Origin of the sequence: Nocardioides xinjiangensis (genome assembly GCF_017916385.1) — a bacterium.
In the GTDB taxonomy this organism is placed as follows: Bacteria; Actinomycetota; Actinomycetes; order Propionibacteriales; family Nocardioidaceae; genus Nocardioides; species Nocardioides xinjiangensis.
Genome location: NZ_JAFMSW010000001.1, coordinates 1,084,470 through 1,108,827, shown reverse-complemented (window position 1 = coordinate 1,108,827; position 24,358 = coordinate 1,084,470). Strand labels below are relative to the sequence as shown.

Here is a 24,358-nt window from a genome sequence, read left to right as displayed (position 1 = left end):
GCGGGGGACCGGCGTCACCCCCGGGGCTCGGCGATGCACTCCCGGAAGAAGTCGACGAGGTCGTCGACCCAGGCGTCGAAGGTGAACAGCGCCCGCTGCGACCACACGCTCTTGCGCAGCTCCTCCAGCCGTCCGCCGTCGCGCAACTGCGCCACCAAGTCGTCCGGCGTGCGCCAGAAGATGCCGAGCTCGCGGTCGCGGGCGACGGTCTGCGTGGCCACGACCGACCCGGCGCTGTCGCGCTGGATCATCGGGACGCCGGCGGCGGCCAGCGTGGCCATCCGGGCCGGCACGTTGAGGTCGTCCCAGGTCGCGGCGTGGAGGTCGCCGCCGTTGGTGCTGGTGAAGTCGTGCAGCCACCCGGCGTCGTACTGCGAGAACTCGCCGACCCAGTCGGACTGGTTCACCTGGGGGTGCAGGTGCAGGTGCCCCGGGGCGAGGCGCCGGCACTCCTCGACCCACGACCGCATCTGGTGGTGCGCCTTCTCGCTGTAGACGTGCACGTGGATGCCGGCCTCGGCGAGCGCCCCGACGACCTCCGGCGGGGGCCCCATCGGCCGTCCGGCGATCACGGTGTGCACCTCGCCGTCCCGGGCGGACAGCAGGTCGGACTGCTCCCCCACCATGCCCTCCGCGCGCGGCAGGTCGCCGTCGAGCACCATGCGGCGCCGCCGTGCGGTCGCGGGCACGGTCACCGCGAACCAGTCCCGCAGCTCGGGGGAGGAGTAGACGACTCCGTCCGAGCGCACGTGGAGGTCGACGAGGCGGTCCCAGTGCCCGTGCTCGCGGCTGAAGAACGGGCCCTCCTTGAAGTGCCAGACGAACGGGATGCCGAGGTCGGCTGCGAGCACCTCGTGCGCGAACGGCACCGCCTGCCAGTTCAGGAGCGCGTAGACCACGTCGGGCTGCAGCTCGCGGACGGCCGCCTGCCAACCTTCGCGGGGCACCTCGGTGACGTGGCCGAAGGGCACGGGCCCGACGGTGTTGAACCACACGGGCGTGCCGGTCCAGAGTCCGTAGAGCTCGTGCCCGCGCTCGTGCAGCGCGAGGATGCGCTCGGGGTTGTGCGCCAGCTCGCCCACGAGCAGGATCCGCAGCCCGTCGGCCGCGCGCGGCGTGGCCGGCCGCTCCCGGAGCTGGCGGTAGTGCGCGACCTCGTCGTGCAGGTGCCCGACCGAGCTGTGGAAGCGCAGCGGCTCCTGGACGGCGTACCTGCTGCGGTAGACGTTGAGGCCGCCCCACGGCTCGCGCATGGCGCGGTGCCGCTGCCCGGGGTGCGCGACCCAGGAGCAGGTGACCTGTCCGGTCTCCACGGGATCGGTGCCGGCGAGCAGCCGGTCCCACAGCATCCGCCCCAGGTCGTCGGTGGTGAGCTCGCTGCGCTCGAGCCAGCGCTCGTCGGTGCGCCGGTGCATGACCTGCACGAGCTGGAGGGGCTCGCCCTCGATGCGGCCGGGTGCGACGCCGTGCTCGTGCCGCACGCCGGCGACCGCCAGCGCCGCCTCGGGGTGCCGGGCGAGCGTCGCCAGCAGCGACTCGAGGTGGTGGGCGTGCACGACGTCGTCGGCCGGCAGGTAGGCGACGTACGGCGCGGTCCCGAGGTCGAGGCCGCGGTTGAGGGCGGCCCCGAGGCCACGGTTCCGCTCGTGCCGCACGAGGCGGAAGCGCGGGTCGTCGACGAGGTCGCCCATCGCGGCGGCCACGTCGCCCGGCGACCCGTCGTCGACCACGACGCACTCCCACGAGGTGCACGTCTGGCGGGTGAGGCTGTCGAGGGCCGCGGGCAGCCACGCCTCCTGGGCGTGGACCGGGACCACCACGGTGACCTGTGCTGTGTCGGCCATCCCGACGCTCCGTTCGCGCTGGGCCTCACTCTCTGTGGCGATGCCTGGATCGGACAGGTACCCCGGAAGCGCCGTTTTCACGTCCCGGGTGTGGCCGGCGACACGGAGGGATGTGAACGTTCCACCCCGGAAAGCGGGGGGCAGCGCGCATACTCGAGGGATGGCTACCTCTTACGGATCCCGGCCGAAGCACCTCCCCAGCAGCCCCTTCGCTCCCGCCCCCGAGCCGGTGGTGAAGGTCTTCGAGGTCGACGACCGCGTGAGCCACGACCTCTACGGCCTGGGCAAGGTCGTCAAGGTCGACAGCCACGCAGCCACGGTCGACTTCGGCGCGAAGGTCGTGCGGATCACCCCGCCCTACGCCAAGCTCCACCACCTCTGAGCCGGCGTCGGCATCCGCAACGCTGACCCCGCGGGCGTCCACCCCGACGGGCGTGGTGCCGCTGCGGGCCGCGGTTAGCGTGGGCGCATGACCGACGAGAAGCAGCAGGCAGCGACCGAGGCAGCGCAGCGCGTGGTCGAGGAGGTCAGCTCCTGGCAGTACAGCGCCGACGACCCGATGATCGCCGACCAGCTCGACGAGGGCCTCCGCAAGGCGGGCGTCCGCCTGGACGACGACGAGCGCAGCCGCATCCTCGCCGAGATCGACGCGATGAAGGACGAGAGCTCGACGGCGCCGCAGGTCCGCTCCGCGCAGCCGGTGGAGTGACCCGGTGGACGTCCGAGGAGTGCTGACGGAGGCGTTCGGCCGGGTCACCGAGCTGTACGACGGTGTCGCGGACGGCCTCGACGAGCAGGCGCTGGCGCACCGGCCCGGCGGCACCGGCAACTCGATCGGCTGGCTGCTCTGGCACCTCGCCCGCGTGCAGGACGACCACGTCGCCGACCTCGCCCGCGAGCCGCAGGTCTGGGAGCAGTGGCAGGAGCGGTTCGGCCTGCCCAACGGCACCGACGACATCGGGTACGGCCACACCTCCGAGCAGGTCGACGCGATCCGCATCGCCGACCCGGCGCTGCTGACCGGCTACCACCGCGAGGTCACCCTCGCGACCGCGCGCTACCTGCAGACCGTCGACGAGCGCGAGCTCGAGCGGGAGGTCGACCAGAGCTGGGACCCGCCGGTCACCGCCGGCGTACGGCTGGTCAGCATCATCGGCGACTGCCTCCAGCACCTCGGCCAGGCGGCCTACGTCAAGGGCCTGCTGCCGCACTGACGCGCGAGGCGGCGTGGTGGTCCGGCGTGCCTAGGGTGGCGGCATGACCACCCGGTGGCTCTTCGGCGACCAGCTCGGTCCGCACTTCGTCGACGACCACCGCGGGCCGCTGCTGATGGTCGAGGCGAAGTCGGTCTTCCGCCGCCGGCGCTTCCACCGGGCCAAGGCGCACCTGGTGCTCAGCGCCATGCGCCACCGGGCCGCGGAGCTCGGCGAGCGGCTGGCCTACGTGCAGGCCGAGACGTACGCCGAGGTGGTGCGCGACCTGGGCGACGACGTCGAGGTCGTGCACCCGACGTCGTACGCCGCGCTCGGCCTGGTCGAGCGGCTCGGGTGCCGGGTGCTCCCGGCGCGGGGCTTCGCCACGGCCCGCGAGGACTTCGAGCGCTGGACCGAGGGTCGTCGCGGCAAGCGGCTGCTGATGGAGGACTTCTACCGTCGCGCGCGGCTGGCGCACGGCGTGCTGGTGGACGGCGGCGAGCCGGTCGGCGGACGGTGGAACTTCGACCACGACAACCGCCAGCCGCCGCCCAGGGGCGCCGAGACCCTCGGTGTGACCGAGCCCTGGTGGCCGAGCGAGGACGACGTCGACGCGCAGGTCCGCGAGGACCTCGACAAGTGGGAGCGCGACGGCGACGTGACGTTCCTCGGCCGGGACGGCCGGCGCCTGTTCCCGGCGACGCGGCGAGAGGCGCTGACGGCGCTCGACCGCTTCGTGGAGCACCGCCTGCCCGCGTTCGGCGCCCACGAGGACGCGATCCTCGAGGGCGACCCGTGGATGGCCCACAGCCTCGTCAGCGCACCGCAGAACCTCGGCCTGCTGCACCCGCTCGAGGTCGTCGAGCGCGCGGAGGAGGCGTACCGCAGCGGCGCCGCGCCGATCGCGAGCGTCGAGGGCTTCGTCCGTCAGGTCATCGGCTGGCGCGACTACGTCTGGCACGTCTACTGGCACATGGGCGACGACTACCGCCGCGAGAACGCCCTCGGCGCGCAGCAGCCGATCCCGCAGTGGTTCGCCGAGCTCGACGCCGGGGCCACCGACGCCCGCTGCCTCTCGCACACCCTCGGCCGCCTCGCCGACCACGGCTGGGTGCACCACATCCCGCGGCTGATGGTGCTGGGCTCCTACGCCCTGCAGCGCGGATGGGCGCCGGCGCAGGTGACCGACTGGTTCCACCGCGCGTTCGTCGACGGCTACGACTGGGTGATGGTGCCGAACATCGTCGGCATGTCCCAGCACGCCGACGGCGGCCAGATGATGACCAAGCCGTACACCTCCGGCGGCGCGTACATCAACACGATGAGCGACCACTGCGGGTCGTGCCGCTTCGACCCGAAGGTGCGGGTCGGTGAGGACGCCTGCCCGTTCAGCGCGGGCTACTGGTGGTTCCTCGACCGGCACCGCGAGACGTTCGCCGGCAACCGCCGCATGTCGCGTGCCCTCATGGGGCTCGACCGGCTCCGGGACCTCCCGGCGCTGGTTGCGCAGGAGGAGGCCCGGGGCGACCGGGCGCCCTGACGGCGAGGCCGCGCCTCGTAGGTCAGCCTCTCCTTACTGGAATCATTCAAGAAAAGGGTGTTGAGTTGGGAGGGTACCGACAGAGAGGAAGAGCCCATGACCGAGACCGCAGCTCCCACCCGCACCGCTCGCACGGCGCACCCCGCCTTCCAGGCCTCCGAGCGCCTCGCCGGCCACCTCCAGCAGCTGCTCGTCGACCTCACCGACCTGCACCTCCAGGGCAAGCAGGCCCACTGGAACGTCGTCGGCAAGAACTTCCGCGACCTGCACCTCGTGCTGGACGAGGTGGTCGAGGCCGCGCGCGGGTTCTCCGACGACGTGGCCGAGCGGATGCGCGCGATCTATGCGACGCCCGACGCCCGCTCGAGGACCGTGGCCGAGCAGTCGTCGCTGGCGCAGTTCCCCGCCGACGAGGTCAACACCGGCGACTGCGTGGACCTGATCGTCGCGGCGCTGTACGCCGTCACCGGCACCGGTCGGCGCATCCACGACGAGGTCGACGAGGAGGACCCGACCTCGGCCGACCTGATCCACACGATCCTCGAGCGCCTCGAGCAGCTCGCATGGATGATCGACGCCGAGAACCGCGTCGCGAACAGCAGCCTGCCGCGCTCCTGGAGCGAGTGAGCGCCAGCAGCGAGAGCTCCGCACGGGGGTCGGCCCACAGGGTCGGCCCCCGTCCGTCCGTCAGGGGAAGCGCAGGCGCGCTGCGTACACCAACGCCTGATCTCGGGCGGCCGCCCCGGCGGCACCCTGCCGCAGCTCGCAGGTGCGCGCGCCCGCCGACGCAGCGCTCTAGGGTGGGGCGCACCCCCCACCCTGGAGGTCTCTCGTGGAGAACATGGCGCCCGCCTACGGCTCAGGCACGCTCCTCACCATCGCAGCGCTCGCTGTGGCGGTCCTGCTCCTGCTCATCATCGTCCTGCGGATGCACGCCTTCGTCGCGCTGGTCCTGGTCAGCTTCGGCACGGCGATCGCCGCGGGCGTGCCGGTCGCGGACGTGCCGACGGTCGCGATAGCGGCGTTCGGCAGCACGCTCGGCACGGTGGCGCTGCTCGTCGGACTCGGAGTGATGATCGGCCGGCTGCTGGAGGTGACCGGCGGCGCGCAGGTGCTCGCCGACACGCTCGTCAGCCGGTTCGGGGAGAAGCGGGCTCCGCTGGCGCTCGGCATCGCCTCGCTGCTGTTCGGGCTGCCGATCTTCTTCGACGCCGGCCTCGTGGTCTTCCTGCCGATCATCTTCTCGGTGGCCAAGCGCTTCGGCGGCTCCGTGCTGCTCTACGCGCTCCCCGCCGCCGGCGCCTTCGCCAGCATGCACGCCATCGTGCCGCCGCACCCCGGGCCGGTCACGGCGGCCGCCGAGCTCGGCGCGAGCATCGGCCTGACCCTGCTCGTCGGCGTGGTGGTCGCGGTCGTCGCGTGGTTCGTCGGCGTGTACGCCGTGACGATCGGGTGGCTCGGCAAGGTGCACGTCCCGATCGACGACTCGGTGCTCACCGGCGGCCGCGAGGCCGACACCGAGAATCCGCCGGCGTTCACCCACGTGCTCGGGATCCTGCTCCTGCCGCTGGTGCTGATCGGCGCCAACACCGTGCTCACCACGCTGCGCACCAACGGCTCGATCGCCGAGGACGGCACGATCGCCGACATCGTCATCTTCATCGGCCAGACGCCGGTAGCGCTGTTGATCGCTCTGCTCGTCGCGACCTACACCCTCGCGATCCGCCGGCACTCGCGCGAGGAGGTCGAGACGCTGCTCAACGAGGCACTCGGCCCGATCTGCGCGATCATCCTCATCACCGGAGCGGGCGGCATGTTCGGCGGCGTGCTGCGCTACAGCGGCATCGGCGACGCCCTCTCCGACTCGCTGCAGGACCTCGGCCTGCCCCTCGTGGTCAGCGCATTCGTCATCGCCACGATCCTGCGCGTCGCGCAGGGCTCGGCGACCGTCGCGTTGACCACCACGGCAGGCCTGCTGTCGGCCGGCGTGGCGGACGCCGACCCCTCTGCGCTGCAGCTCGTGGCCCTGGTGCTGGCCATCGCCGCCGGCGCGACGGTGCTCTCGCACGTCAACGACTCCGGCTTCTGGCTGGTCAGCCGGTTCTTCGGGATGGACGTCAAGACGACGCTGCGCACCTGGACGGTCCTCGAGACCACCCTCGGCGTCACGATCTTCGCGCTCGCGCTCGGCGTGTGGGCGATCGGATGAGCACCGCGGCGACCCCGCCGTTCCACCTGGTCTTCATGGGCGTCTCCGGGTCGGGCAAGTCCACCGCGGCCGTCGCCGTGCAGGAGCGCCTCGGCTGGGAGATGGCCGAGGGCGACGACTTCCACCCGCCGGAGAACGTCGCGAAGATGAGCAAGGGCATCGCGCTGACCGACGCCGACCGCTGGGGCTGGCTCGAGTCGCTGGCCGACTGGACCGCCGAGCGCGACCGGCGTGGCGAGCCGACGATCATCACCTGCAGCGCGCTGCGCAGGGCGTACCGCGACGTCCTGCGCCGCGGCGGCGAGCACACGTTCTTCGTGCACTGCACCGGTGACAAGCACCTCTTCCTGCAGCGCATGAACGCCCGCGAGCACTTCATGCCGCCGAGCCTGCTGGAGTCGCAGCTCGACACCCTCGAGCCGCTGCAGCCCGGCGAGGAGGGCATGGACGTCGACCCCGCGCTGCCGGTCGACCGCATCGCCGCGATGGTGCTGGCCCGGCTCGACCTGGCCTGACGGTCCCGTTCGCCGGCGGGGCGGTGCGGGCGTGCGCCGGGGGGGGTGCGTGAGGCAGGTTCTCGTACCGCGGAACATGTCTTACTCACCGCTTGGCACCTGCGGTGCGTGAGGCAGGTTTCCGGGCCGCGGAACCTGTCTCACTCACCGCTCGGCACCCCGCTCGGCACCCCCGCGGTGCGTAAGGCAGGTTCCCGCGCCGCAGAACATGTCTCACTCACCGCTTGGCACCTGCGGTGCGTGAGGCAGATTCACGGGTCGCAGAACACGTCTCACTCACCGCTCGGCTCACCGCTCGTCACCCCTGCGGTGCGTGAGGCAGGTTTCCGGGCCGCAGAACATGTCCCACACACCGCTCGGCACCTGCGGTGCGTGAGGCACATTCCCCGACCGCAGAACCTGTCCCACTCACCGCTCGGCCAGAGCGCGAGACCGAGAGGCGCTCAGTTCAGGACGACGATCCCCACGTTGAGCGCCGTCGCGAAGCACACCCACGCCAGGTAGGGCACGAGCAGCCAGGCGGCGGTCCGCGAGCGGCGCCAGGACCACACGACGAGCAGCGCGACGGCGGCGGCCAGCGCGACGATCTCCACCAGGGCCACGGTGTAGAGGTCGGCGGCGAAGAACAGCGGCGTCCACGCGAGGTTGAGCAGGAGCTGCACGACCCACAGCGACATGACGCGGTCCCAGCCGCCGGCCCGCCACAGCAGCCAGCCGGCGACGCCGATGAGCAGGTAGAGCACCGACCAGGTGGGACCGAACAGCCACGACGGCGGCGCGTAGGGCGGCAGGTCGAGCGCCCGGTAGGTTCCCCGCGAGCCGGAGGCGGCCAGCCCGCCGATCCCGGCCACGGCGACCACCGCGGCCAGGAAGGGGAGCAGCGTCCACCACCGGCGGGCGGGCGGCACGACGGAGGCGTCCGGTGGGCTCACGTCTCCATCATGCCGACCCGCCCCCGTCCGGGATCGGGCTCAGCCCTTGCGGCGGGCCACCAGCGTCGCGTCGGCGACCGCGATCTCCTCGCCCGTGTGCGGGTGGGCCTGGGTGCGTGGCCGGGCCTCGCAGGCCTCCACGACGAAGTCGTCGGGCAGGGCCGGCAGCAGCTGGTCGGCGGTGAACATGAAGGTGGTGTGCCCGTGCCGGAGGCCGGTGGCCAGGTCGTCGGGGTGGTGCCCCACGACGAGCAGCGTGCCACCGGGTGCCACCGCCGAGGCGAGGCGGCGTACGACGTCGGGCATGCCGCCGTCGGGCAGGTGGAAGAAGTGCGAGGTCACCAGGTCCCAGGTCTCGCCCGCGGGGTCGAAGGTGCGTACGTCGACGCGGCGGGTCTCCACCCGGTCGTCGACTCCGGCCTCCCGGGCGCGCTCGGCGACGCGCACGAGGGCGGCGTCGGCGAAGTCGACCGCCGTGACGTCCCAGCCGCGCTCGGCCAGCCACACGGCGTCGCCGCCCTCGCCGCAGCCCACGTCCAGGGCCCGGCCCGGTGCCAGCGACGCCGCTTCGGCGGCGAGCTGGACGTTGACGCGGCCGCTCCAGACGCGGTCGCCGGAGTAGCGCTCCTCCCACGCGGGCCGCTCGAAGAACTCGTCGCGCCGCGCCCGGACCGTGCGCTCGGCGTCGGCGCCGGCCATCTCGGCGTTGATCCACGCCCCGACCCGCATGCCGTGCGCCGCGGAGGCCATCAGGGTCATCGCGACGTCGGTGATGTTGCCGGCGGCGAAGATGCCCGGCACCGCGGTCGCGCCGGTCGGCTCGACCTCGACGACGGAGCCGAAGGGGACACCGTTCACCTCGAACGGCTTCGGCTCGATGCCGAGCGGGCCCAGGTAGTCGATGCGCGCGCGCGGCCTCGAGGCGACCACGATCGCCTGCCGCTCGAGCACGGAGCCGTCGGCGAGCCGCAGCCCGACGAGCCTGTCGCCGTCGATGACGACCTCCCGGGGGGTGCCGTGGGCGAACCGGACGCCGATCGCCCCGAGCTTCTCCACCTCCTCGTCGGGGAGCTCGACGCCGTCGTGCACGACCACCACGACGTCGTCCGACAGCTGCCGGAACAGCAGGCCCTGGTGGCCGGCGAGGGGTGTGGTCGCCAGCACCGCGATCGCCTGGTCGCGGACCTCCCAGCCGTGGCAGTAGGGGCAGTGCAGCACGTCGACGCCCCACCGCTCGGCCAGGCCGGGGACGTCCGGGAGCTCGTCGACGACCCCGCCCGTGACCAGGATGCGACGCGCTCGGAAGCGTCGTCCGCCCTCGGTCGTCACCAGGAAGTCGTCGACCTCGCCGGACAGGCCGACGACCCGGTCCGCCAGCACCTCCACGCCGTACGCCGCCACCTCGGCGCGGCCGGTCTCGAGCAGCTCCCTCGGGGGCACGCCCTCGCGGCCCAGGTAGTTGTGCGCGTGGTCGGCGGGAGCGTTGCGGGGCTCGCCGGCGTCGATGACCAGCACCGACCGTCTCGACCGGCCGAGCGCCATCGCGCCGCTCAGCCCGGCCGCGCCGCCGCCGACGACCACCACGTCAAAGGTCTCGTTCTCACTCATGGATCGATGATGCGCAGGTGGTCGCCACATCGACAAACATTCTTGCTGCAATGGCAAACTGCCACCATGGACGACGAGGGAGTGCTCAGGGGGGTCGGCCCCCGGCTGCGCCAGCTGCGCCTCGAGCGCGAGGCCACGCTGACCGACCTGGCGGAGGAGACCGGGATCTCCGTCAGCACCCTGTCGCGGCTGGAGTCCGGCCAGCGCAAGCCGACCCTGGAGCTGCTGCTGCCGCTGGCGCGCGCTCACCGCGTCGCGCTCGACGAGCTGGTCGACGCGCCCGAGACGGGGGACCCGCGCGTGCGCCTCAAGCCGGTCGTCCGGCACGGCCGCACCCACATCCCGCTGACCCGCCGGCCGGGCGGCCTCCAGTCCTTCAAGCTGGTGCTGCCCGTCGACCGCGACCCCGCGCCGACGTTGCAGACGCACGAGGGCTACGAGTGGTTCTACGTCCTCAGCGGCCGGGTCCGGCTCCTCCTCGGCAACCGCGACCTCACCCTGGAGCCGGGCGAGGTCGTCGAGTTCGACACGCGCACCCCGCACTGGGTCGGCAACCCCGGGCCGACGCCCGCCGAGGTGCTGGCGATCTTCGGTCCGCAGGGCGAGCGGATGCACGTCCGCTCCTGAAGGGTGGTCCCGCGCGGCGGGCCGCGTGGCACGGTGGTGCCATGGCCATCCGGAAGGGCACGACCGTCAAGTGGAAGTGGGGCTCGTCGTGGGCCGAGGGCACCGTGAAGGAGGTGCACCACGGCGACGTGTCGCGCACCACCAAGGGGTCGGAGGTCACCCGGCACGGCAGCGAGGACAACCCGGCGTACGTCATCGAGCAGGAGGACGGCACGACGGTCCTCAAGCTGCAGAGCGAGGTCGAGCGCGCCTGATCGCGCGCCGCCCGGCTAGGCTCGCCGCGGACCGCGGGCCGACCGGCTCGCCACGACGAGGGGGGAACCATGCGCAGCGAGTTGTTCGACCAGGCCAACGAGGAGAACCCGACCGCCGAGCGGTTCAGCCTCCACCACCGCAAGACGCTGCGAGTGGTGCTGGGCGAGCCCGTGCTCGCGGCCAAGGGGTCGATGGTCGCCTTCCAGGGCCAGGTGTCCTTCGAGCACAAGTCGGCCGGCTCGCTCGGCAAGATGATGCGCCGCCTGGTGACGTCGGAGGACACGCCGCTGATGACGGTCTCCGGCCAGGGCGAGGTGTTCTTCGCCGACACGGCCAAGGACGTCTTCCTCGTCCGGCTCGAGGGCGACGGGCTCTCGGTCAACGGCAGCGCCCTGCTGGCGATGGACGCGACGCTGGACTACGACGTCCACCGCGTCAAGGGCGCCGGCATGATGAGCGGCGGCATGTTCAACACCCTGGTCCAGGGAACGGGCACCGTCGCGCTGACCAGCGACGGGCAACCCCTGATCCTCGACTGCTCGCAGTCGCCGACCTACGTCGACATCAACGCCGCCGTCTGCTGGTCGGCCAACCTGGTGCCGCAGGTCGTCAGCTCGATGAACATGCGCTCGATGCTGCGCGGCGGCACCGGCGAGGCGTTCCAGTACGCGTTCCAGGGGCCCGGGTTCGTCGTCGTCCAGCCGTCCGAGGGCCCGGTCGTGCCGCCGCACAGCCACGGGTCCGCTGGCTGAGCGCGCGCCCGCCCGACACGGCGCAGGCAGCTCGCCGGCAGGTCGGCCTCGTCCGCGCGTGACGGACAGGTCGTGCCGGCGTGCCTTCCCGGTGTTCCGGGTGCGCTCGTCTGCGGGGTCGCCGCAGCCCGAAGGGGTGGTGCTGAGCGAGCGGCCCGGGCCTCGCGCGACACCTTCCCTTACACCGTCGCGACACAGTTCTGCGAAAACGCCACGGAATGTCGCGGCAATCCTTAAGTTGAGTCTGCTCCGGTCCCCCGGCGCGCTTTCGACGTCGCAGCAGCTCACTCTCACGCGAGGCACACATGACTCAGGATGCAGCCCAGCCCCGGAAGGGCGCGGCCCTCTCGGTCGCCGGTTGGCCGCTGGGCCGCAAGATGGCCCTGGCCCTGGCGATCCCGCTGCTGCTCGCCGCCGTCCTCGGCGGGCTGCGCGTGGCCGGCGACTACGGCGACTCGCGCCAGGCTGCCCGGAGCGCCCAGCAGGTCGCCATCCTCCAGCCGGCCATCGACTACCTCACCGCCGCAGAGGCCGCGATGGTGGCGGCCCAGTCCGACAGCGCCGCCAGCCAGGGCGACCTCATCGACTCCATCGACGACATCTCGACCAACGCCGAGAGCCTCGCGCAGGTCCGTGACCAGGCCGACCTCGACGAGCTGCAGACGGCACACGTGAACGCGCTGCTCGACCTGAGCCAGGCCATGCGCGGCGAGGGCGCGGAGAACCTCGGCCCGGCCACGTGGATCGCCCTGGTCCGCCAGCTCGAGTCGAGCGTCTCGCAGCTCATCACCAGCGTGAACGCCGCCCAGGAGACCCCCGAGCCGCGCCTCGAGCAGCTCTCCCAGGCGATGAGCGGCCGCCTGTCGCTGGCGCTGCAGCAGGGCCTGCTGGCCTCGACGCTGTCCCAGTCCAGCTCGCAGGAGCTCTTCTCCGAGATCGGCGTGGAGGCGGCGGCCATCGACCGTCTCGCGGGCTCGGTCGAGGGCGCCGAGGCCGAGACGGCCGAGCTGCGCACGCAGAACACCCGCCACGCCGGGCAGATCCGCGACGACGCCGCCACGGACCTCGACGGCCGGGACGCCTACGCGCCCTACGACGCGATCACGACGACGCTCGTCAGCGGCGTGAGCGAGTCGCTCGACGAGGCCGCCTCCGACGCCCAGCGCAACGCCCTCGTCGGCGCGGTGCTGACGCTGCTGGCCCTCGCTGCCGCGATCGCGCTCGCCTTCTTCATCGCCCGCAGCCTCCTCGGCCCGATCGGCAAGGTCCGCGAGGGCGCGCTCGCCGTGGCTCGCCACCGCCTGCCCGACGCCGTGGCACGGATCCGGGCCGGCCAGGAGCCCGAGCCGATCAAGCCGATCGAGGTCACCACCAACGAGGAGATCGGCCAGGTCGCCCGCGCGGTCGACGACCTCCACCGCCAGGCCATCCACCTCGCCTCCGGCGAGGCGCAGCTCCGCCAGACCGTGAACGCGATGTTCGTGACGCTGTCGCGCCGCTCGACCTCGCTGGTCAACCAGCAGCTCGCGCAGATCGAGCGCCTCGAGCACGACGAGGAGGACCCCAAGCGCCTCGAGTCGCTGTTCCGCCTCGACCACCTCGCCTCACGGATGCGTCGTACGGCCGACTCGCTGCTGATCCTCGCCGATGCCCCGAACCGTGCGGCCGGGCAGTTCAGTCTCACCGTGGGCGAGGCCCTCCAGGCCGCGACCTCCGGCGTCCAGGACTACCAGCGCGTGCAGATCCTGTCGCACCTCACCACCCGCGTGGGCGACGAGGCCGCGGCCGACGTGGTCCACCTGCTCACCGAGCTCGTCGACAACGCGCTGACCTTCTCGCCGCCCGCCGAGCCCGTGCGCCTGGCCGCCAAGCTCGGCGCCGAGGGCGTGACGGTGACGATCACCGACGCCGGTCTCGGGGTGCCGCCGGCCGAGCTCGAGCAGCTCAACCGCGACCTCCAGCACGGCGCCGAGGCCACGCCCGACACCGCTCGTCGCATGGGCCTGTTCGTGGTGTCCCGCCTCGCCGAGCGCCACGGCATCCACGCGCACCTGTCGCGCAACCCCGGTGGCGGCATGACGGCGACCGTCCTCCTCCCGCCGGCGGTGCTGCCCGACCTCGCGCAGACCGGCGCGCCCGCGCCGGCGAGCAGGTCCGTCGCGGCGCCGGCCCCGAGCACCGAGGTGCTGGAGACCGGCTCGCTCGCGACCCCGGTGCTGTCGAAGCGCGAGGCCCGCAACCTGGCCCGCACGCAGAAGGCGGAGGCCAAGGCCGCCGAGCGCGCCGCCGCGGCACAGGCCAAGGCCGCGCAGAAGGACGCCGCCGAGGCGAGGGCCGACCGCGCGGAGGCCGACCTCGAGCCGCTGCCGACCGACTCCGCCGCCGCCGCGCCTGCGCAGTCCCAGCCCGTCCCGCCTCACCAGGCGCAGCCCGCCCCGGCCCAGCCGGCCCCCGCTGCCCCGGCCCAGGCCCCGGTGGCGCCGGCAGCTCCGGCTGCGGCGTCGGCCTCCGTGCCGACGCCCGACCGTCCGCCGCTCGGCGGCCTCCTGCCGCGCCGCGACCCGGGCGCCAACATGCCCCGCACGGGTGCCGAGGCGTTCCTGCCCCCGGAGACCTCCGGCGCGACCGGTCCGCTGTTCGGCAAGCGCGAGCAGCCGGCCGCAGCGGCAGCCGACGGCGACGCCGCGGCGGCGCCGCGACCGGCCGAGAAGGTCGCCCGCGTCGTCCCGATCACGGCCCTGGCCTCGCGGCAGCGAGCGCAGGCCGAGCAGGAGGCGAGGGTCGGTGACGCCGGTCCCGAGCCGACGCCGGAGCCGACGCCCGAGCCGACGCTGGAGCCGGTGGCCGAGGCCGAGCCCGTCGAGGAGCAGGTCGCTCCCGTCGAGACCGCCCGGGCGCACGCGCCGCTGTCCGACCCGCTGTCCGACCCGCTGCCCGCCGACGCGTTCGACGAGCCCGCGGCGCACGTGACGCCCGAGCCCGAGCCCGAGGCCGCGCCGGTGCGCGAGCCCCGGCCGGAGCCGGCCACCGAGGTGGCCGCTCCGGTCGAGCCGGCGGCAGCACACCGGTTCGAGGAGCCCGAGGTCGAGGTCGACCACGACGACCCGCTGGGCCTCGGCTCGCCGTTCCGCCGCCCGGAGCCCGTCGTCCGCGCGCCGGAGCCGGTCGTGGCCCCGGAGCCGCAGCCGTCGTACGACGCGCCCGCCGCGTACGCGGCCGGCAACGGTGCGACCGCGGTCAACGGCCTCGGCGGCCTCGACGGCCTCGACGGCACGTACGGGTCCGCCGCCTCGAACGGCTCCAGCAGCTCCGAGGCGCAGCCCGCCGGCGCCGAGTCGCCCATCTTCAAGTCCATGCGCTCGGGCTGGCTCAGCGGCGACGCGAGCGAGATCCGCGAGACCGAGGTGGACCGCGGGTGGGAGATCGCCGAGCAGGTCGCGGAGGAGTCGCCGGCCGTCGAGTCGACGCCCGTCGGTCTTCCCCGACGAGCCCCGGGGGAGCGCCTCGTCCCCGGTAGCGTCACCCCGCCCACGGCAGCCAAGACGCGTGACCCCGAGGCCATCCGTCGCCGGCTCCAGGCCCACACCGCGGGCGTGTCCCGCGGTCGACGAGCAGCCAGAAGTTCCACTCAGCACACGGAAGCAGGCCCCGCATGACGCACGAATTCTCCGCCGCCCCCGCCAGCACCACTGACGACCGCGACCTCGACTGGGTGATGTCGCGCTTCGTCGACGACGTGCCCGACGCCGCGCACGCCATCCTCGTGTCGGCCGATGGCCTCCTCATGGCCTCGAGCACCAGCATCCCCGGTGAGCGCGCCGAGCAGGTCGCGGCCGTCTCATCCGGGCTCGCCAGCCTCGCGGTCGGCGCCGCCCGCCTCTTCGAGGGTGGCTCGGTGATGCAGACCATCGTCGAGATGGAGATGGGGTTCCTCATGCTGATGAGCGTCGGTGACGGCTCGAACCTCACCGTGCTCACCACCGAGGAGGCCGACATCGGGCAGGTCGGCTACGAGATGGCCCTCCTGGTGGACCGCGTGGGACGTACCGTCGAGGCCCAGGCCCGCGTCGGTACGAGCGGCTGACCGGTCCCGTGCCGTGACGCCGCCACTCGACCCGGAGGACGAGGACTACCGCCCCCGCCTCATCCGGTCCTACACCATCACGGCTGGTCGGACGGCCGCCACGGTCGACCTGGCCATGGAGGCGACGCTCCGCCTCCAGCCCGGTGCAGAGGCGCCCGTCCTCACTCCCTCCGCCGCGCAGGTCCTCGAGGTCTGCGACCGGCGCTCCGTGGCCGAGGTGTCGGCCCTCACCAAGATGCCGATCGGCGTCACCCGGGTGCTGCTGGGTGACCTGATCGACCAGGGCCTGATCCGCATCCAGGCCACCATCACCGAGAAGACGTCGACAGATGAGCGTCTCGAGCTCATCGAAAGGACCCTCCGTGGACTTCGAAACTACTAAGGCACAGCGTGCGGCTGCGTCGACGAAGATCGTCATTGCGGGCGGCTTCGGCGTCGGCAAGTCGACGCTGGTCGGCGCCGTCTCCGAGATCGACCCCCTGCGCACCGAGGCACTCGTGACCAACGAGTCCGAGGGCGTGGACGACCTCGCCGCGGTGCCGACCAAGGCCACCACCACGGTCGCCATGGACTTCGGCCGCCTCACCCTGGCCGAGGACCTGGTCCTCTACCTCTTCGGCACCCCCGGCCAGCGCCGGTTCTGGTTCATGTGGGACGACCTGTGCCGCGGCGCCATCGGCGCCATCGTGCTGGTCGACGTCGCCCGGCTCGACGAGTCGTTCTCGCCGCTGGACTACTTCGAGTCCAAGGGCATCCCGTTCATCGTCGCGGTCAACGAGTTCGACGGCGTCCCGCGCTACCCCACGGAGGAGATCGCCGCCGCGCTGGCGCTGCCCGCCGACGTCCCGATCATCAGCCTCGACGCCCGCGACCGCGAGCAGGCCAAGGGTGCCCTCGTGAAGATCACCGAATACGCCCTCATGCGACTGCGCGAGTCGCTCACCGTGAATGCGAACTGACGCCATGACCCGTTCGATCCTGCGCACGAACCCGGCCCGCGTCGCGGCTGCCGCCCTGTCCTCCGTGGCCCTGCTGGGCACCCTGAGCGGCTGCGGCGGCAGCGCGCAGGGCCAGGAGGCCGACTCCCTGAGCGAGGTGTCGCTGGTCTTCGGCGGCGCGCTCACCGTCTGCACCGACATGCCCTACGAGCCGTTCGAGTACCTGAAGGGCGGCAAGCCCACCGGGTTCGACATCGACCTGGTGCGCGAGGTCGCCGAGGACCTCGACGCCGAGCTCGACGTCGTCGACGTGTCGTTCGACGACATCACCTCGGGCGAGTCGCTCAACAGCGACGTCTGCGACCTCGCGATCTCGGCGATGACGATCACCGGTGAGCGGGCTCGCGTGCTCGACTTCTCGAGCCCCTACTTCGACGCCAAGCAGGCGCTCATCACGCCGCGCGGCTCCGGCCTGGACGAGCTCGAGGAGCTGGCCGGGCAGCGCGTCGGCGTCCAGAAGGAGACCACCGGCGAGACCTACCTGAGCGACTTCGCCCCGGAGACCACGCAGGTGCGGGCGTACGACGACGCGGCCGGCCTGCAGGCCGCCCTCGACGCCGGCGAGCTCGACGCCGCGATGCTCGACAACACCGTCTCCGGCCAGTTCGTGGCGGACAACCCGCGGCTCAAGACCGCCCGGGAGTTCGACACCGGCGAGCAGTACGGCATGGCGGTGAAGAAGGACGGCAACATCCCGTTGCTGCGCACCATCAACAGCGCGCTCGCCGACCTGCGCGAGGACGGCACCTACGACAAGATCTACGCCAAGTACTTCGGCTGACCACCGCTCCGACGCCGGTCCCGGGCCCACGCCCGGGGCCGGCGTCGTCGTGTCCGGGCCCCGTGGGCGACCGGCGCGGGCTACGGGGCGATCGTCAGGAACAGGAACGACGCGAGCAGGACCAGGTGGACGCCGCCCTGCAGCGGCTTGGCGCGGCCCGGGACGACGGTGAGGATCGCGACCGCGGCGGTGAGGACCAGCAGCACCGTCTGGAGCTGGTTGAGGCCGAGCTCGAGCGGGCCGTCGAGCCAGATGCCGGCGACGGCGATGGCGGGGATCGTGAGCCCGATCGACGCCATCGCCGACCCCAGCGCCAGGTTCAGGCTCACCTGCACGCGGTTGCGGGCCGCCGCGCGGACCGCCGCGATCGTCTCGGGCGCGAGCACCAGCAGGGCGATGACCACGCCGACGACGGCCTGCGGGAAGCCCAGGGCGGCGACGCCCGACTCGATCGCCGGGGACTCGATCTTGGCGAGGCCGACGACCGCCACGAGCGAGACGACGAGCAGGACGAGGCTGCCGAGGGCGGCGCGGTTGCTCGGCGGGTCGGCGTGGCCGTCGTCGTCGAGGTCGACCGGCTCGTGCTCGAAGGAGTCGCCGCCGCCGGCCGACGTCACCACCGGCGAGTGCTGCCCGTGGCTGACCGGCAGGAAGAAGTCACGGTGCCGGATGGTCTGGGTGAAGACGAACATGCCGTAGAGCGCCAGCGACGCGATCGCGGCGAACGCCAGCTGCGCTCCCGTGAACTCCGGGCCCGGCTGCGACGTGGTCACCGACGGGACGACCAGGCACAGCACGGCCAGGGCGATGACGGTGGCCAGCGCGGCGCCGGTGCCCTCGGGGTTGAACACGGCGAGGTGGTGCTTCAGGGCGCCGACCAGCAGCGACAGGCCCACGATGCCGTTGACGGTGATCATCACCGCGGCGAAGACCGTGTCGCGGGCCAGGCCGGAGGCGTCCTTGTCGGCGGTCACCATCAGCGTGACGATGAGGCCCACCTCGATGATGGTCACCGCGACCGCGAGGACCAGTGAGCCGTACGGCTCCCCGACCCGGTGGGCGACCACCTCGGCGTGGTGGACCGCGGCCAGGACCGCACCGACCAGCAGCACGGCGAGGACGCCGAGGACGATCCCCTCGGGGTGGGTGAACCAGGCCGGCACCAGCGCCACGGCGGCCAGGACGGGGGCGACGGTGGTCCACGACGGCCGGCTCATGGCGCCCACCCTAGGGGCCGCCTCCTACCGCGGATCGCGGCTCTCGGGCGTGGTGAGCTTCTCCATCCGGGCCCGCAGGAGCGGCACGCGGTGCCGGTTGCCCTCCAGGGTGACGTACTGCTCGCCGAAGATCGCCAGCAGCGCGTCGTCCAGCCGGCGCACGGCCCCCGCCGGGTAGCGGTAGCCCATCCGGCGGATCACCGCGTCGGCGTCGACGGAGGTCAGCAGGTCGGCGAGGTCGTCGACGCTGTCGATGCCGAGCTCGGCGAGCAGGCCCGCGATCCAGTCGTAGTGGTCGGTGTGCGACCAGCCGGCGTCGCTGTAGTGCCCGGCCAGGAACGTCGCGAGGTCCTGCCCGACGATGTGGTCGGCCTCCGGCTCGGCGGCCCGACCCGGTGCGGCCGCCTGGATCCGCTCGCGGATCGTGGCGAACTCACGGTCGGCCAGCTCGATCAGGCCGGCGGCGAGCGTGAAGCGGCGGTCGAGGTCGGCGGCGGCGTCGTCGGGGACGTTGCCCTTGTAGCGGATGTCGTGCTCGAACTCCGCCCAGGCGTGCTGCAGCACGGTCCGCACCTGCACGCTCGCCCGCTCGCTCGCGAGGTCCTCGTGCCCGTCGTCGCCGGCCCGGACGAGCAGGTGACGGCTGGCGTAGCCGAAGCGGCCGGAGCGTGCGGTCTCCTCGCCGAGGTCGCGGTCGTCGAGGATGACGAGCTCGTCGTCGAGCAGCTCCGCGACGGCCGCGACGTCGCTGTGGACGTAGGTGATCACGCGGACGCCGACCTGGTCGGTGATCTGCTCGAGCGGATCGGGGTAGAGCAGCCGTCCCTCGACGGTGCGATTGGCCTTCGCCGCGAACGACGCCACGCTCTTGGTGCGGCCGGTGACGCTGAGGTAGTCGATGCCCGCGTCGTCGAGCAGCGTCCGGATCCGGGTGACCCACGCCGCGGTGGCCGTGGCGATCTGCGGCTGCCGCGCGGCGTACGCCCGCACCGCCTCGCGCACCGGCTCCGCCGGGACCCCTGCCTCGCTCACGGCGCACAGCCTGCCAGTCCGGCCCCGCCCCGTCGACGCGGCGTCCGCAGCCGCGCCCGCAGGAGGGAGCCGTCGAGGCGTGGCTGCCGTCCAACGGCCATGCGCACCTCCACGGACACCTCCTCGGTCAACTCCTCGGGCAGCTCCCTGCGCCGCTCGGGCGCCCGTCCCCGCCCGACCCCGGTGCGCGTCGTCGGCCCCGTCCTCGCGCTGGCGCTGGCCGCCGGCCTGACCGCCTGCGGCTCCGACGGCGGCTCCGCCACCGACCCGGCGGGCACAGCGGGGGCGTCGAGCCCGGCCGGGACGTCGTCGGAGTCACCGTCCGAGTCACCGTCCCGGACGCCCCCTGCCGCGCCGGTCGCCCCGGCGACGATCCCGGCCACCGGCACCGCCGGCGTCACCGAGGCCGTGGTGGTGGACGCCACCGAGGGCGGCGGGTCGCCCTCGACGCTGGCGTTCGCCCTCGACGGCGACCGGGCCGTGCAGGACTTCGTCGTCGGGCTGCAGAACGGGCTGCCCGAGAAGGTCGCGTCGGCCGTCGCGGAGGTCGAGCGGCCGGACGCGACGCCCTACGGCGCCGTGGCGGCCACCGGGTGCGAGCCGCCGCGCAGCGTGGCCGTCGACGCCGGCGAGGCCGGCTTCGAGGTCGTCGCGCAGCTGCCGAAGAGCACGGTGCAGTGCCTGGCGCCGGTCACGTACGTCGTGGTGTTCGCGGCGCCGGACGCCTGAGCCGCCACCGCGTCCGCCGGGTCGTCGCGTCCGGGTCAGGGCGTGGGCGTCGTGGTGGGGGGCACCGGGGTGGGGGTCGGCACGATCGGGACCACCGGCGGCAGCTCGGCGTGGTAGACCACCCCGAACGCGTTGGGCACGAGGCGCTCGCCGCCGTCGGAGGGCTCGTTGACCACGCCCATCTCGCCGGTGCCGGTGCGGCTGTACATCGCCGAGGAGCCGCCGCCGTCGAGGTTGATGGCGTTCTCCGCACCGAGGGCCGTCATCATGTCGGCCAGCTCGACCATCGTGTACCCGCGGCTGGCCGAGGAGCGCCCGTCGACCACGAGGATGAACAGCTGGCGGCCGTCGGCGTCGATGCCCACGGCCGTGCGCGGGTGCGCGATGGTGTTGTTGATGACGGTGCGCACGCCGTTCACCAGCAGCGGCCGGTCACCGCTGATCGCCACCGTGGGCCGGCCGCCCTCGATGCGCTTGGACAGCGTGATCTTCTTGCCGCGCTTGAGGGTGGCCAGCTTGCCCGCGGCGCTGCCCGTGCCGACGAGCACCCGCTCCTTCTTGTGGATCTTCCGGCCGCTCGACAGCTTGGGCCGGTTGGAGACGACGCGGTTGTTGCGCAGGACCACCTCGCGGGCGCGCTTCTTGCCCGAGGTGACGCGGTAGCCCTCCGTGCGGTGCCAGTCGGAGGTGAAGACCCCGATCTGGCCCGCCGGGATGCGCGGGTGGTTGATGCCGCTGACGGTCCACGCCCTCCGCTGCCTGATCGTGTACTGCAGGCTCAGCGGGCCGACGTGCGGGCCCGAGTCGTCGAACCAGAGCGTCGAGTTGACGCCCGGGATCCAGCCCTCGCGGGAGCCACCGAGAATCCCGCGCTCCCGGTTCACGGTGACGCCCAGCGGGGCGTCGGTGTTGCCGATGTCGAAGAAGTCGCCGTTGACCGCCGCGAGCGCGTCGTTCCAGCCGCCGAGCTGGCTGACCTTCTTGCGGCTGGTGACGTAGGTGGGGGAGAGCTCCTCGAACGTGATGTTCGCGGCGTCGAGGTCGACCGTCACGAGGTTCATCCGCACCTGCCCGACCGGCTGCCGGCCGTCCACCTGGTCCCACTCGCGCAGCACGACGCCGGGCGCGATCTGGTAGCTGACGTCGTTCCGCACCTGCGCCGCGCGCCCCCGGGCGCTCACCGGGGGCCCGACCACGACGCCCGGCTTGCCGTCGGAGGTCTGGTTGCGGCCGCGGTACCCACTCTGGGCGTCGTACGCCAGGCTCCGGCCGCGGGCGTCGCCCGCGTCGGCGGCGGACGGGCCGGCACCCACGTTGAGGGCAAGGCCGGCGACGAGCACGCCGGCGGTAACGACGGTCAGCGGGGTCGCGGTCAGGAGGCGGCGCGTGGAGGAAGGCACGCGCTCCAGAGTAAAGGACGTCGTGGGACTGGTGGGACAATTGATGCACGGGGCCGGTCGGTCCGTCGCCGGGCTCCTCCCCAGCGCCTAGGCTGCCGTCCGTGCCTGACCAGCCCGCGCCCACACCCGGCGGTGCGGAGGGTGCGGCTGGCGGTCCGGCGGACGACCCGGCGCGAGGCCGGGCCTGGAACACCTTGCACGTCGGCGACAACCTCGACGTGCTGCCGCGGCTCGCGCCGGGGTCGGTCGACGTCGTCTACACCGACCCGCCCTACAACACCGGCAACGACTTCGCGTACGCCGACCGCTTCCGCGACGGCTCCCACGCGGACCCGTACGCGGGCCGGCACGCGGCCTGGACGGCGATGATGCGCCCCCGGCTCGACGCCGTGCGCGAGGCGCTCGCCCCGCACGGTGCGGTCTTCGTCAGCATCGACGACAACGAGGTGGCGCACCTGCGGCTGCTGATGGACGAGGTGTTCGGCGAGGCGAACTTCATGGCCCAGGTGGTGGTCAACCTCAACCCCAAGGGACGCCAGCTCGGCCGCGGCTTCGCCACCAGCCACGAGTACGTGCTGGCCTACGCCCGCCACCTGCCGGGCTGCGCCGTCGACGGCAGCAGCGCGGAGTCGGTCGACGAGGCGGACTTCCCCCTCACCGCCGCCGACGGCCGCCGGTTCCGCTACCTGCCCTTGCGCAACACCAACAAGAAGTTCAACCCGCTCACCACGCCGACACTGCACTTCCCGCTCCACGGCGACCCCGGGACCGGTCGGGTGTCGACCACCGCGTTCGCCGGCAGCGTCGAGCTCACGCCCGTCTTCGGCGACGGCCGGCCGGCGGTGTGGCGCTGGTCCCGGGCCCGGGTCGACGAGCGCCCCGACGACCTCGAGTGCCGGGTGATCCGTGGTCGCTCCGGCGAGCGTGCCGACGTCTTCCAGCGGGACTGGCTCCACCGGGAGGGCGGTCGACGCAAGAAGCTGCGCACCATCTGGCTCGCCGAGGAGATCGGCTCGACCGACACCGCCGTAGCCGAGCTCAAGGCGCTGGTCGGTCACGTCTTCGAGTCGCCGAAGCCGACCGGCCTGGTGCGCCGGATCCTCTCGACGCTGCCCGGCGACGTCTCGGTGCTCGACCCGTTCGCGGGGAGTGGCACCACCGGCCACGCGGTCGCCCTGGCCAACGCCGCCGACGGCGGCACGCGCCGCTGCATCAGCATCAACTCCGCGGAGCCCACCCGCGAGGGCTCGAACGCCCGCCTCGCGGGCCTCGCCACGGTCGCGGACATCACCCGCGCCCGGTTGGCGGCGGTGGCCGAGCAGGTCGGCGGCGGCCTCGAGGTGGACCCACCGCTCCCGTGACGCGGAGGCGCGAGGCGTGAGGCGCGCGCCTCCTCCCGGCCGGCGACGGCGGCCGCGGGGTGCGGCGGGTCAGGCTTGAAGGGAGTGCTCGAGCTCGTCGACGAGCGCGTCGACGACGGCGACCAGGTCGCCGCCCGACTCATGCGCGACGGCTCGCTGCCGCTGGTAGGACGCTCCGCGCGTGGGGATGTCGGCGACGGCGCGCAGCTCGGCCTCGCAGCCGAGCCGCCGCGCGACGGGCGAGAGCCGGTCGAGGAGGTCGGCGAGGTCGTCGGTGACCAGCCGCTCGCGGTTGCGGTCGTCGAGGATGACGATCGCGTCGAGGCCGTAGCGCGCGGCGCGCCACTTGTTCTCCTGCACCTGCCACGGCGCCATCGTGGGCAGGTCCTCGCCGGCCGCGAGCCGGGTGTCGAGGTCGACGACGAGGCAGTGGACGAGCGCGGTGAGCGCGGCGAGCTCGCGCAGGTCGGACATGCCGTCGCAGACCCGGTGCTCGAGCGTGCCCAGGTGCGGCGCGGGCCGCAGGTCCCACCGCACGTCGGCCATCGAGTCGATGATCCCCGTCGTGGTCTGGTCCTCGATGCACTTCTCGAACTCGGCCCACGTGTCGAAGGCGAACGGCAACCCCGCAGTGGGCAGCTGCTGGAACATCAGCGCCCGGTTCGAGGCGTACCCGGTGTCCTGGCCGGCCCAGATCGGTGAGCTCGCCGACAGCGCGAGGAGATGGGGGTACGTCGTCAGCATCGACGCCAGCACCGGCATCACCCGGTCCCGCTCGGGCATCCCCACGTGCACGTGGACGCCCCAGATCAGCATCTGGCGGCCCCACCACTGCGTGCGGTTGATCAGCTCGGCGTAGCGGTGGCCCTCGGTGAGCTGCTGGTGCGACCAGTCGGCGAAGGGGTGCGACCCGGCGCCGAGGAGGTCGACGCCGAGCTCGCGGGCGGCGGGGGCGACGACCGCCAGCGTGCTGCGCAGGTCCTCGGCCGCCTCGCCGGCGGTGTCGCAGATGCCGGTGACGACCTCGATCGTGTTGCGCAGCAGCTCCTTGTGCAGCCGGTCCGGGGTGTCCAGCCGCCCGCCCGCCAGCTCGTGGAGCTCGGACGCGATGCTGACGAGGTCCCGGCTGGCGCGGTCCACGAGCGCGAGCTCCCACTCCACGCCGAGGGTCGGTCGCTCCGACGCGTGGAAGTCGATGCGCATGCGCCGAGTCTAGGGAGCGCCGCCTCGGGCGGGATCACCCCTGTGACGGGACCTGTCCCGCCTTTGCCACCATGGACA

The 24,358-nt window shown here is 73.1% G+C and carries 24 protein-coding genes; 17 read left to right on the top strand and 7 right to left on the bottom strand.

Annotated features, from left to right (window positions below):
* Positions 1 to 14: 14 nt before the first annotated feature.
* Positions 15 to 1,844: a glycosyltransferase family 2 protein gene (locus tag J3P32_RS05265; protein ID WP_210438772.1), complete on the bottom strand. Its 1,830-nt coding sequence runs from the start codon at positions 1,842 to 1,844 to the stop codon at positions 15 to 17.
* 160 nt (positions 1,845 to 2,004) lie between these two features.
* Between J3P32_RS05265 and J3P32_RS05260 the strand changes: the two genes are divergently transcribed.
* The 7 genes from J3P32_RS05260 to J3P32_RS05230 all read left to right on the top strand — a co-directional run bounded on the left by J3P32_RS05260 (position 2,005) and on the right by J3P32_RS05230 (position 7,301).
* Positions 2,005 to 2,226, top strand: coding sequence for a hypothetical protein (locus J3P32_RS05260; RefSeq protein WP_210438771.1), 222 nt, complete (start codon positions 2,005 to 2,007; stop codon positions 2,224 to 2,226).
* 87 nt (positions 2,227 to 2,313) lie between these two features.
* Positions 2,314 to 2,553, top strand: a complete 240-nt coding sequence (locus tag J3P32_RS05255) for a hypothetical protein (RefSeq protein ID WP_210438770.1) — start codon at positions 2,314 to 2,316, stop codon at positions 2,551 to 2,553.
* 4 nt (positions 2,554 to 2,557) lie between these two features.
* On the top strand, positions 2,558 to 3,058 hold the full coding sequence (locus tag J3P32_RS05250) for a mycothiol transferase (protein ID WP_210438769.1): 501 nt from the start codon (positions 2,558 to 2,560) through the stop codon (positions 3,056 to 3,058).
* A gap of 43 nt (positions 3,059 to 3,101) precedes the next feature.
* The gene (locus J3P32_RS05245) at positions 3,102 to 4,577 is read left to right on the top strand and encodes a cryptochrome/photolyase family protein (protein ID WP_210438768.1); all 1,476 of its coding nucleotides are present in this window, start codon (positions 3,102 to 3,104) and stop codon (positions 4,575 to 4,577) included.
* Between the two features lie 96 nt (positions 4,578 to 4,673).
* Positions 4,674 to 5,204: a Dps family protein gene (locus J3P32_RS05240; RefSeq protein WP_210438767.1), complete on the top strand. Its 531-nt coding sequence runs from the start codon at positions 4,674 to 4,676 to the stop codon at positions 5,202 to 5,204.
* Positions 5,205 to 5,418: 214 nt separating this feature from the next.
* Positions 5,419 to 6,786 (top strand): GntP family permease, encoded by a 1,368-nt coding sequence (locus J3P32_RS05235; RefSeq protein ID WP_246850652.1) that lies wholly within the window; start codon positions 5,419 to 5,421, stop codon positions 6,784 to 6,786.
* Complete coding sequence (locus J3P32_RS05230) at positions 6,783 to 7,301, top strand: gluconokinase (protein WP_210438765.1); 519 nt, start codon at positions 6,783 to 6,785, stop codon at positions 7,299 to 7,301. Before J3P32_RS05235 ends, J3P32_RS05230 begins: the two co-directional genes overlap by 4 nt.
* Positions 7,302 to 7,744: 443 nt before the next feature.
* Here J3P32_RS05230 and J3P32_RS05225 read toward each other — a convergent pair whose 3' ends face one another.
* Both J3P32_RS05225 and J3P32_RS05220 read right to left on the bottom strand, forming a co-directional pair.
* Positions 7,745 to 8,233: a TspO/MBR family protein gene (locus J3P32_RS05225; protein WP_307861593.1), complete on the bottom strand. Its 489-nt coding sequence runs from the start codon at positions 8,231 to 8,233 to the stop codon at positions 7,745 to 7,747.
* 39 nt (positions 8,234 to 8,272) lie between these two features.
* Entirely contained in the window at positions 8,273 to 9,841 is a 1,569-nt protein-coding gene (locus tag J3P32_RS05220) for a bifunctional NAD(P)/FAD-dependent oxidoreductase/class I SAM-dependent methyltransferase (protein WP_210438764.1), read from the bottom strand.
* Between the two features lie 66 nt (positions 9,842 to 9,907).
* On the opposite strand from J3P32_RS05220, the gene J3P32_RS05215 reads away from it, so the two are divergent.
* The 8 genes from J3P32_RS05215 (at position 9,908) to J3P32_RS05180 (ending at position 17,338) form a co-directional block, all read left to right on the top strand.
* The gene (locus tag J3P32_RS05215) at positions 9,908 to 10,468 is read left to right on the top strand and encodes a helix-turn-helix domain-containing protein (RefSeq protein ID WP_210438763.1); all 561 of its coding nucleotides are present in this window, start codon (positions 9,908 to 9,910) and stop codon (positions 10,466 to 10,468) included.
* 41 nt (positions 10,469 to 10,509) lie between these two features.
* On the top strand, positions 10,510 to 10,722 hold the full coding sequence (locus tag J3P32_RS05210) for a hypervirulence associated TUDOR domain-containing protein (RefSeq protein ID WP_210438762.1): 213 nt from the start codon (positions 10,510 to 10,512) through the stop codon (positions 10,720 to 10,722).
* Between the two features lie 69 nt (positions 10,723 to 10,791).
* Positions 10,792 to 11,475: an AIM24 family protein gene (locus J3P32_RS05205; RefSeq protein WP_210438761.1), complete on the top strand. Its 684-nt coding sequence runs from the start codon at positions 10,792 to 10,794 to the stop codon at positions 11,473 to 11,475.
* 305 nt (positions 11,476 to 11,780) lie between these two features.
* Complete coding sequence (locus J3P32_RS05200; RefSeq protein WP_210438760.1) at positions 11,781 to 15,131, top strand: sensor histidine kinase; 3,351 nt, start codon at positions 11,781 to 11,783, stop codon at positions 15,129 to 15,131.
* A complete protein-coding gene (locus J3P32_RS05195; RefSeq protein WP_210438759.1) occupies positions 15,128 to 15,559 on the top strand; it encodes a roadblock/LC7 domain-containing protein in 432 nt (143 codons plus the stop codon). Before J3P32_RS05200 ends, J3P32_RS05195 begins: the two co-directional genes overlap by 4 nt.
* 13 nt (positions 15,560 to 15,572) lie before the next feature.
* Complete coding sequence (locus J3P32_RS05190; RefSeq protein ID WP_210438758.1) at positions 15,573 to 15,941, top strand: DUF742 domain-containing protein; 369 nt, start codon at positions 15,573 to 15,575, stop codon at positions 15,939 to 15,941.
* Positions 15,922 to 16,518: a GTP-binding protein gene (locus J3P32_RS05185; RefSeq protein WP_241005211.1), complete on the top strand. Its 597-nt coding sequence runs from the start codon at positions 15,922 to 15,924 to the stop codon at positions 16,516 to 16,518. Before J3P32_RS05190 ends, J3P32_RS05185 begins: the two co-directional genes overlap by 20 nt.
* Positions 16,519 to 16,522: 4 nt before the next feature.
* On the top strand, positions 16,523 to 17,338 hold the full coding sequence (locus J3P32_RS05180; protein WP_210438757.1) for an ABC transporter substrate-binding protein: 816 nt from the start codon (positions 16,523 to 16,525) through the stop codon (positions 17,336 to 17,338).
* An 80-nt stretch (positions 17,339 to 17,418) separates the two neighbouring features.
* Here J3P32_RS05180 and J3P32_RS05175 read toward each other — a convergent pair whose 3' ends face one another.
* Entirely contained in the window at positions 17,419 to 18,555 is a 1,137-nt protein-coding gene (locus tag J3P32_RS05175) for a calcium:proton antiporter (protein ID WP_210438756.1), read from the bottom strand.
* Positions 18,556 to 18,579: 24 nt separating this feature from the next.
* Positions 18,580 to 19,587: a GTP pyrophosphokinase gene (locus J3P32_RS05170; protein WP_307807731.1), complete on the bottom strand. Its 1,008-nt coding sequence runs from the start codon at positions 19,585 to 19,587 to the stop codon at positions 18,580 to 18,582.
* 99 nt (positions 19,588 to 19,686) lie between these two features.
* On the opposite strand from J3P32_RS05170, the gene J3P32_RS05165 reads away from it, so the two are divergent.
* The gene (locus J3P32_RS05165; RefSeq protein ID WP_210438755.1) at positions 19,687 to 20,316 is read left to right on the top strand and encodes a hypothetical protein; all 630 of its coding nucleotides are present in this window, start codon (positions 19,687 to 19,689) and stop codon (positions 20,314 to 20,316) included.
* Between the two features lie 35 nt (positions 20,317 to 20,351).
* Here the strand turns inward: J3P32_RS05165 and J3P32_RS05160 are convergent, their stop codons facing one another.
* Positions 20,352 to 21,716, bottom strand: a complete 1,365-nt coding sequence (locus tag J3P32_RS05160) for a phosphodiester glycosidase family protein (RefSeq protein ID WP_210438754.1) — start codon at positions 21,714 to 21,716, stop codon at positions 20,352 to 20,354.
* Positions 21,717 to 21,817: 101 nt separating this feature from the next.
* Here J3P32_RS05160 and J3P32_RS05155 point away from each other — a divergent pair, with 101 nt between their 5' ends.
* Entirely contained in the window at positions 21,818 to 23,077 is a 1,260-nt protein-coding gene (locus J3P32_RS05155; protein WP_307861592.1) for a site-specific DNA-methyltransferase, read from the top strand.
* Positions 23,078 to 23,146: 69 nt separating this feature from the next.
* Here J3P32_RS05155 and J3P32_RS05150 read toward each other — a convergent pair whose 3' ends face one another.
* Complete coding sequence (locus J3P32_RS05150) at positions 23,147 to 24,280, bottom strand: glutamate--cysteine ligase (protein WP_210438753.1); 1,134 nt, start codon at positions 24,278 to 24,280, stop codon at positions 23,147 to 23,149.
* Positions 24,281 to 24,358 lie beyond the last annotated feature (78 nt).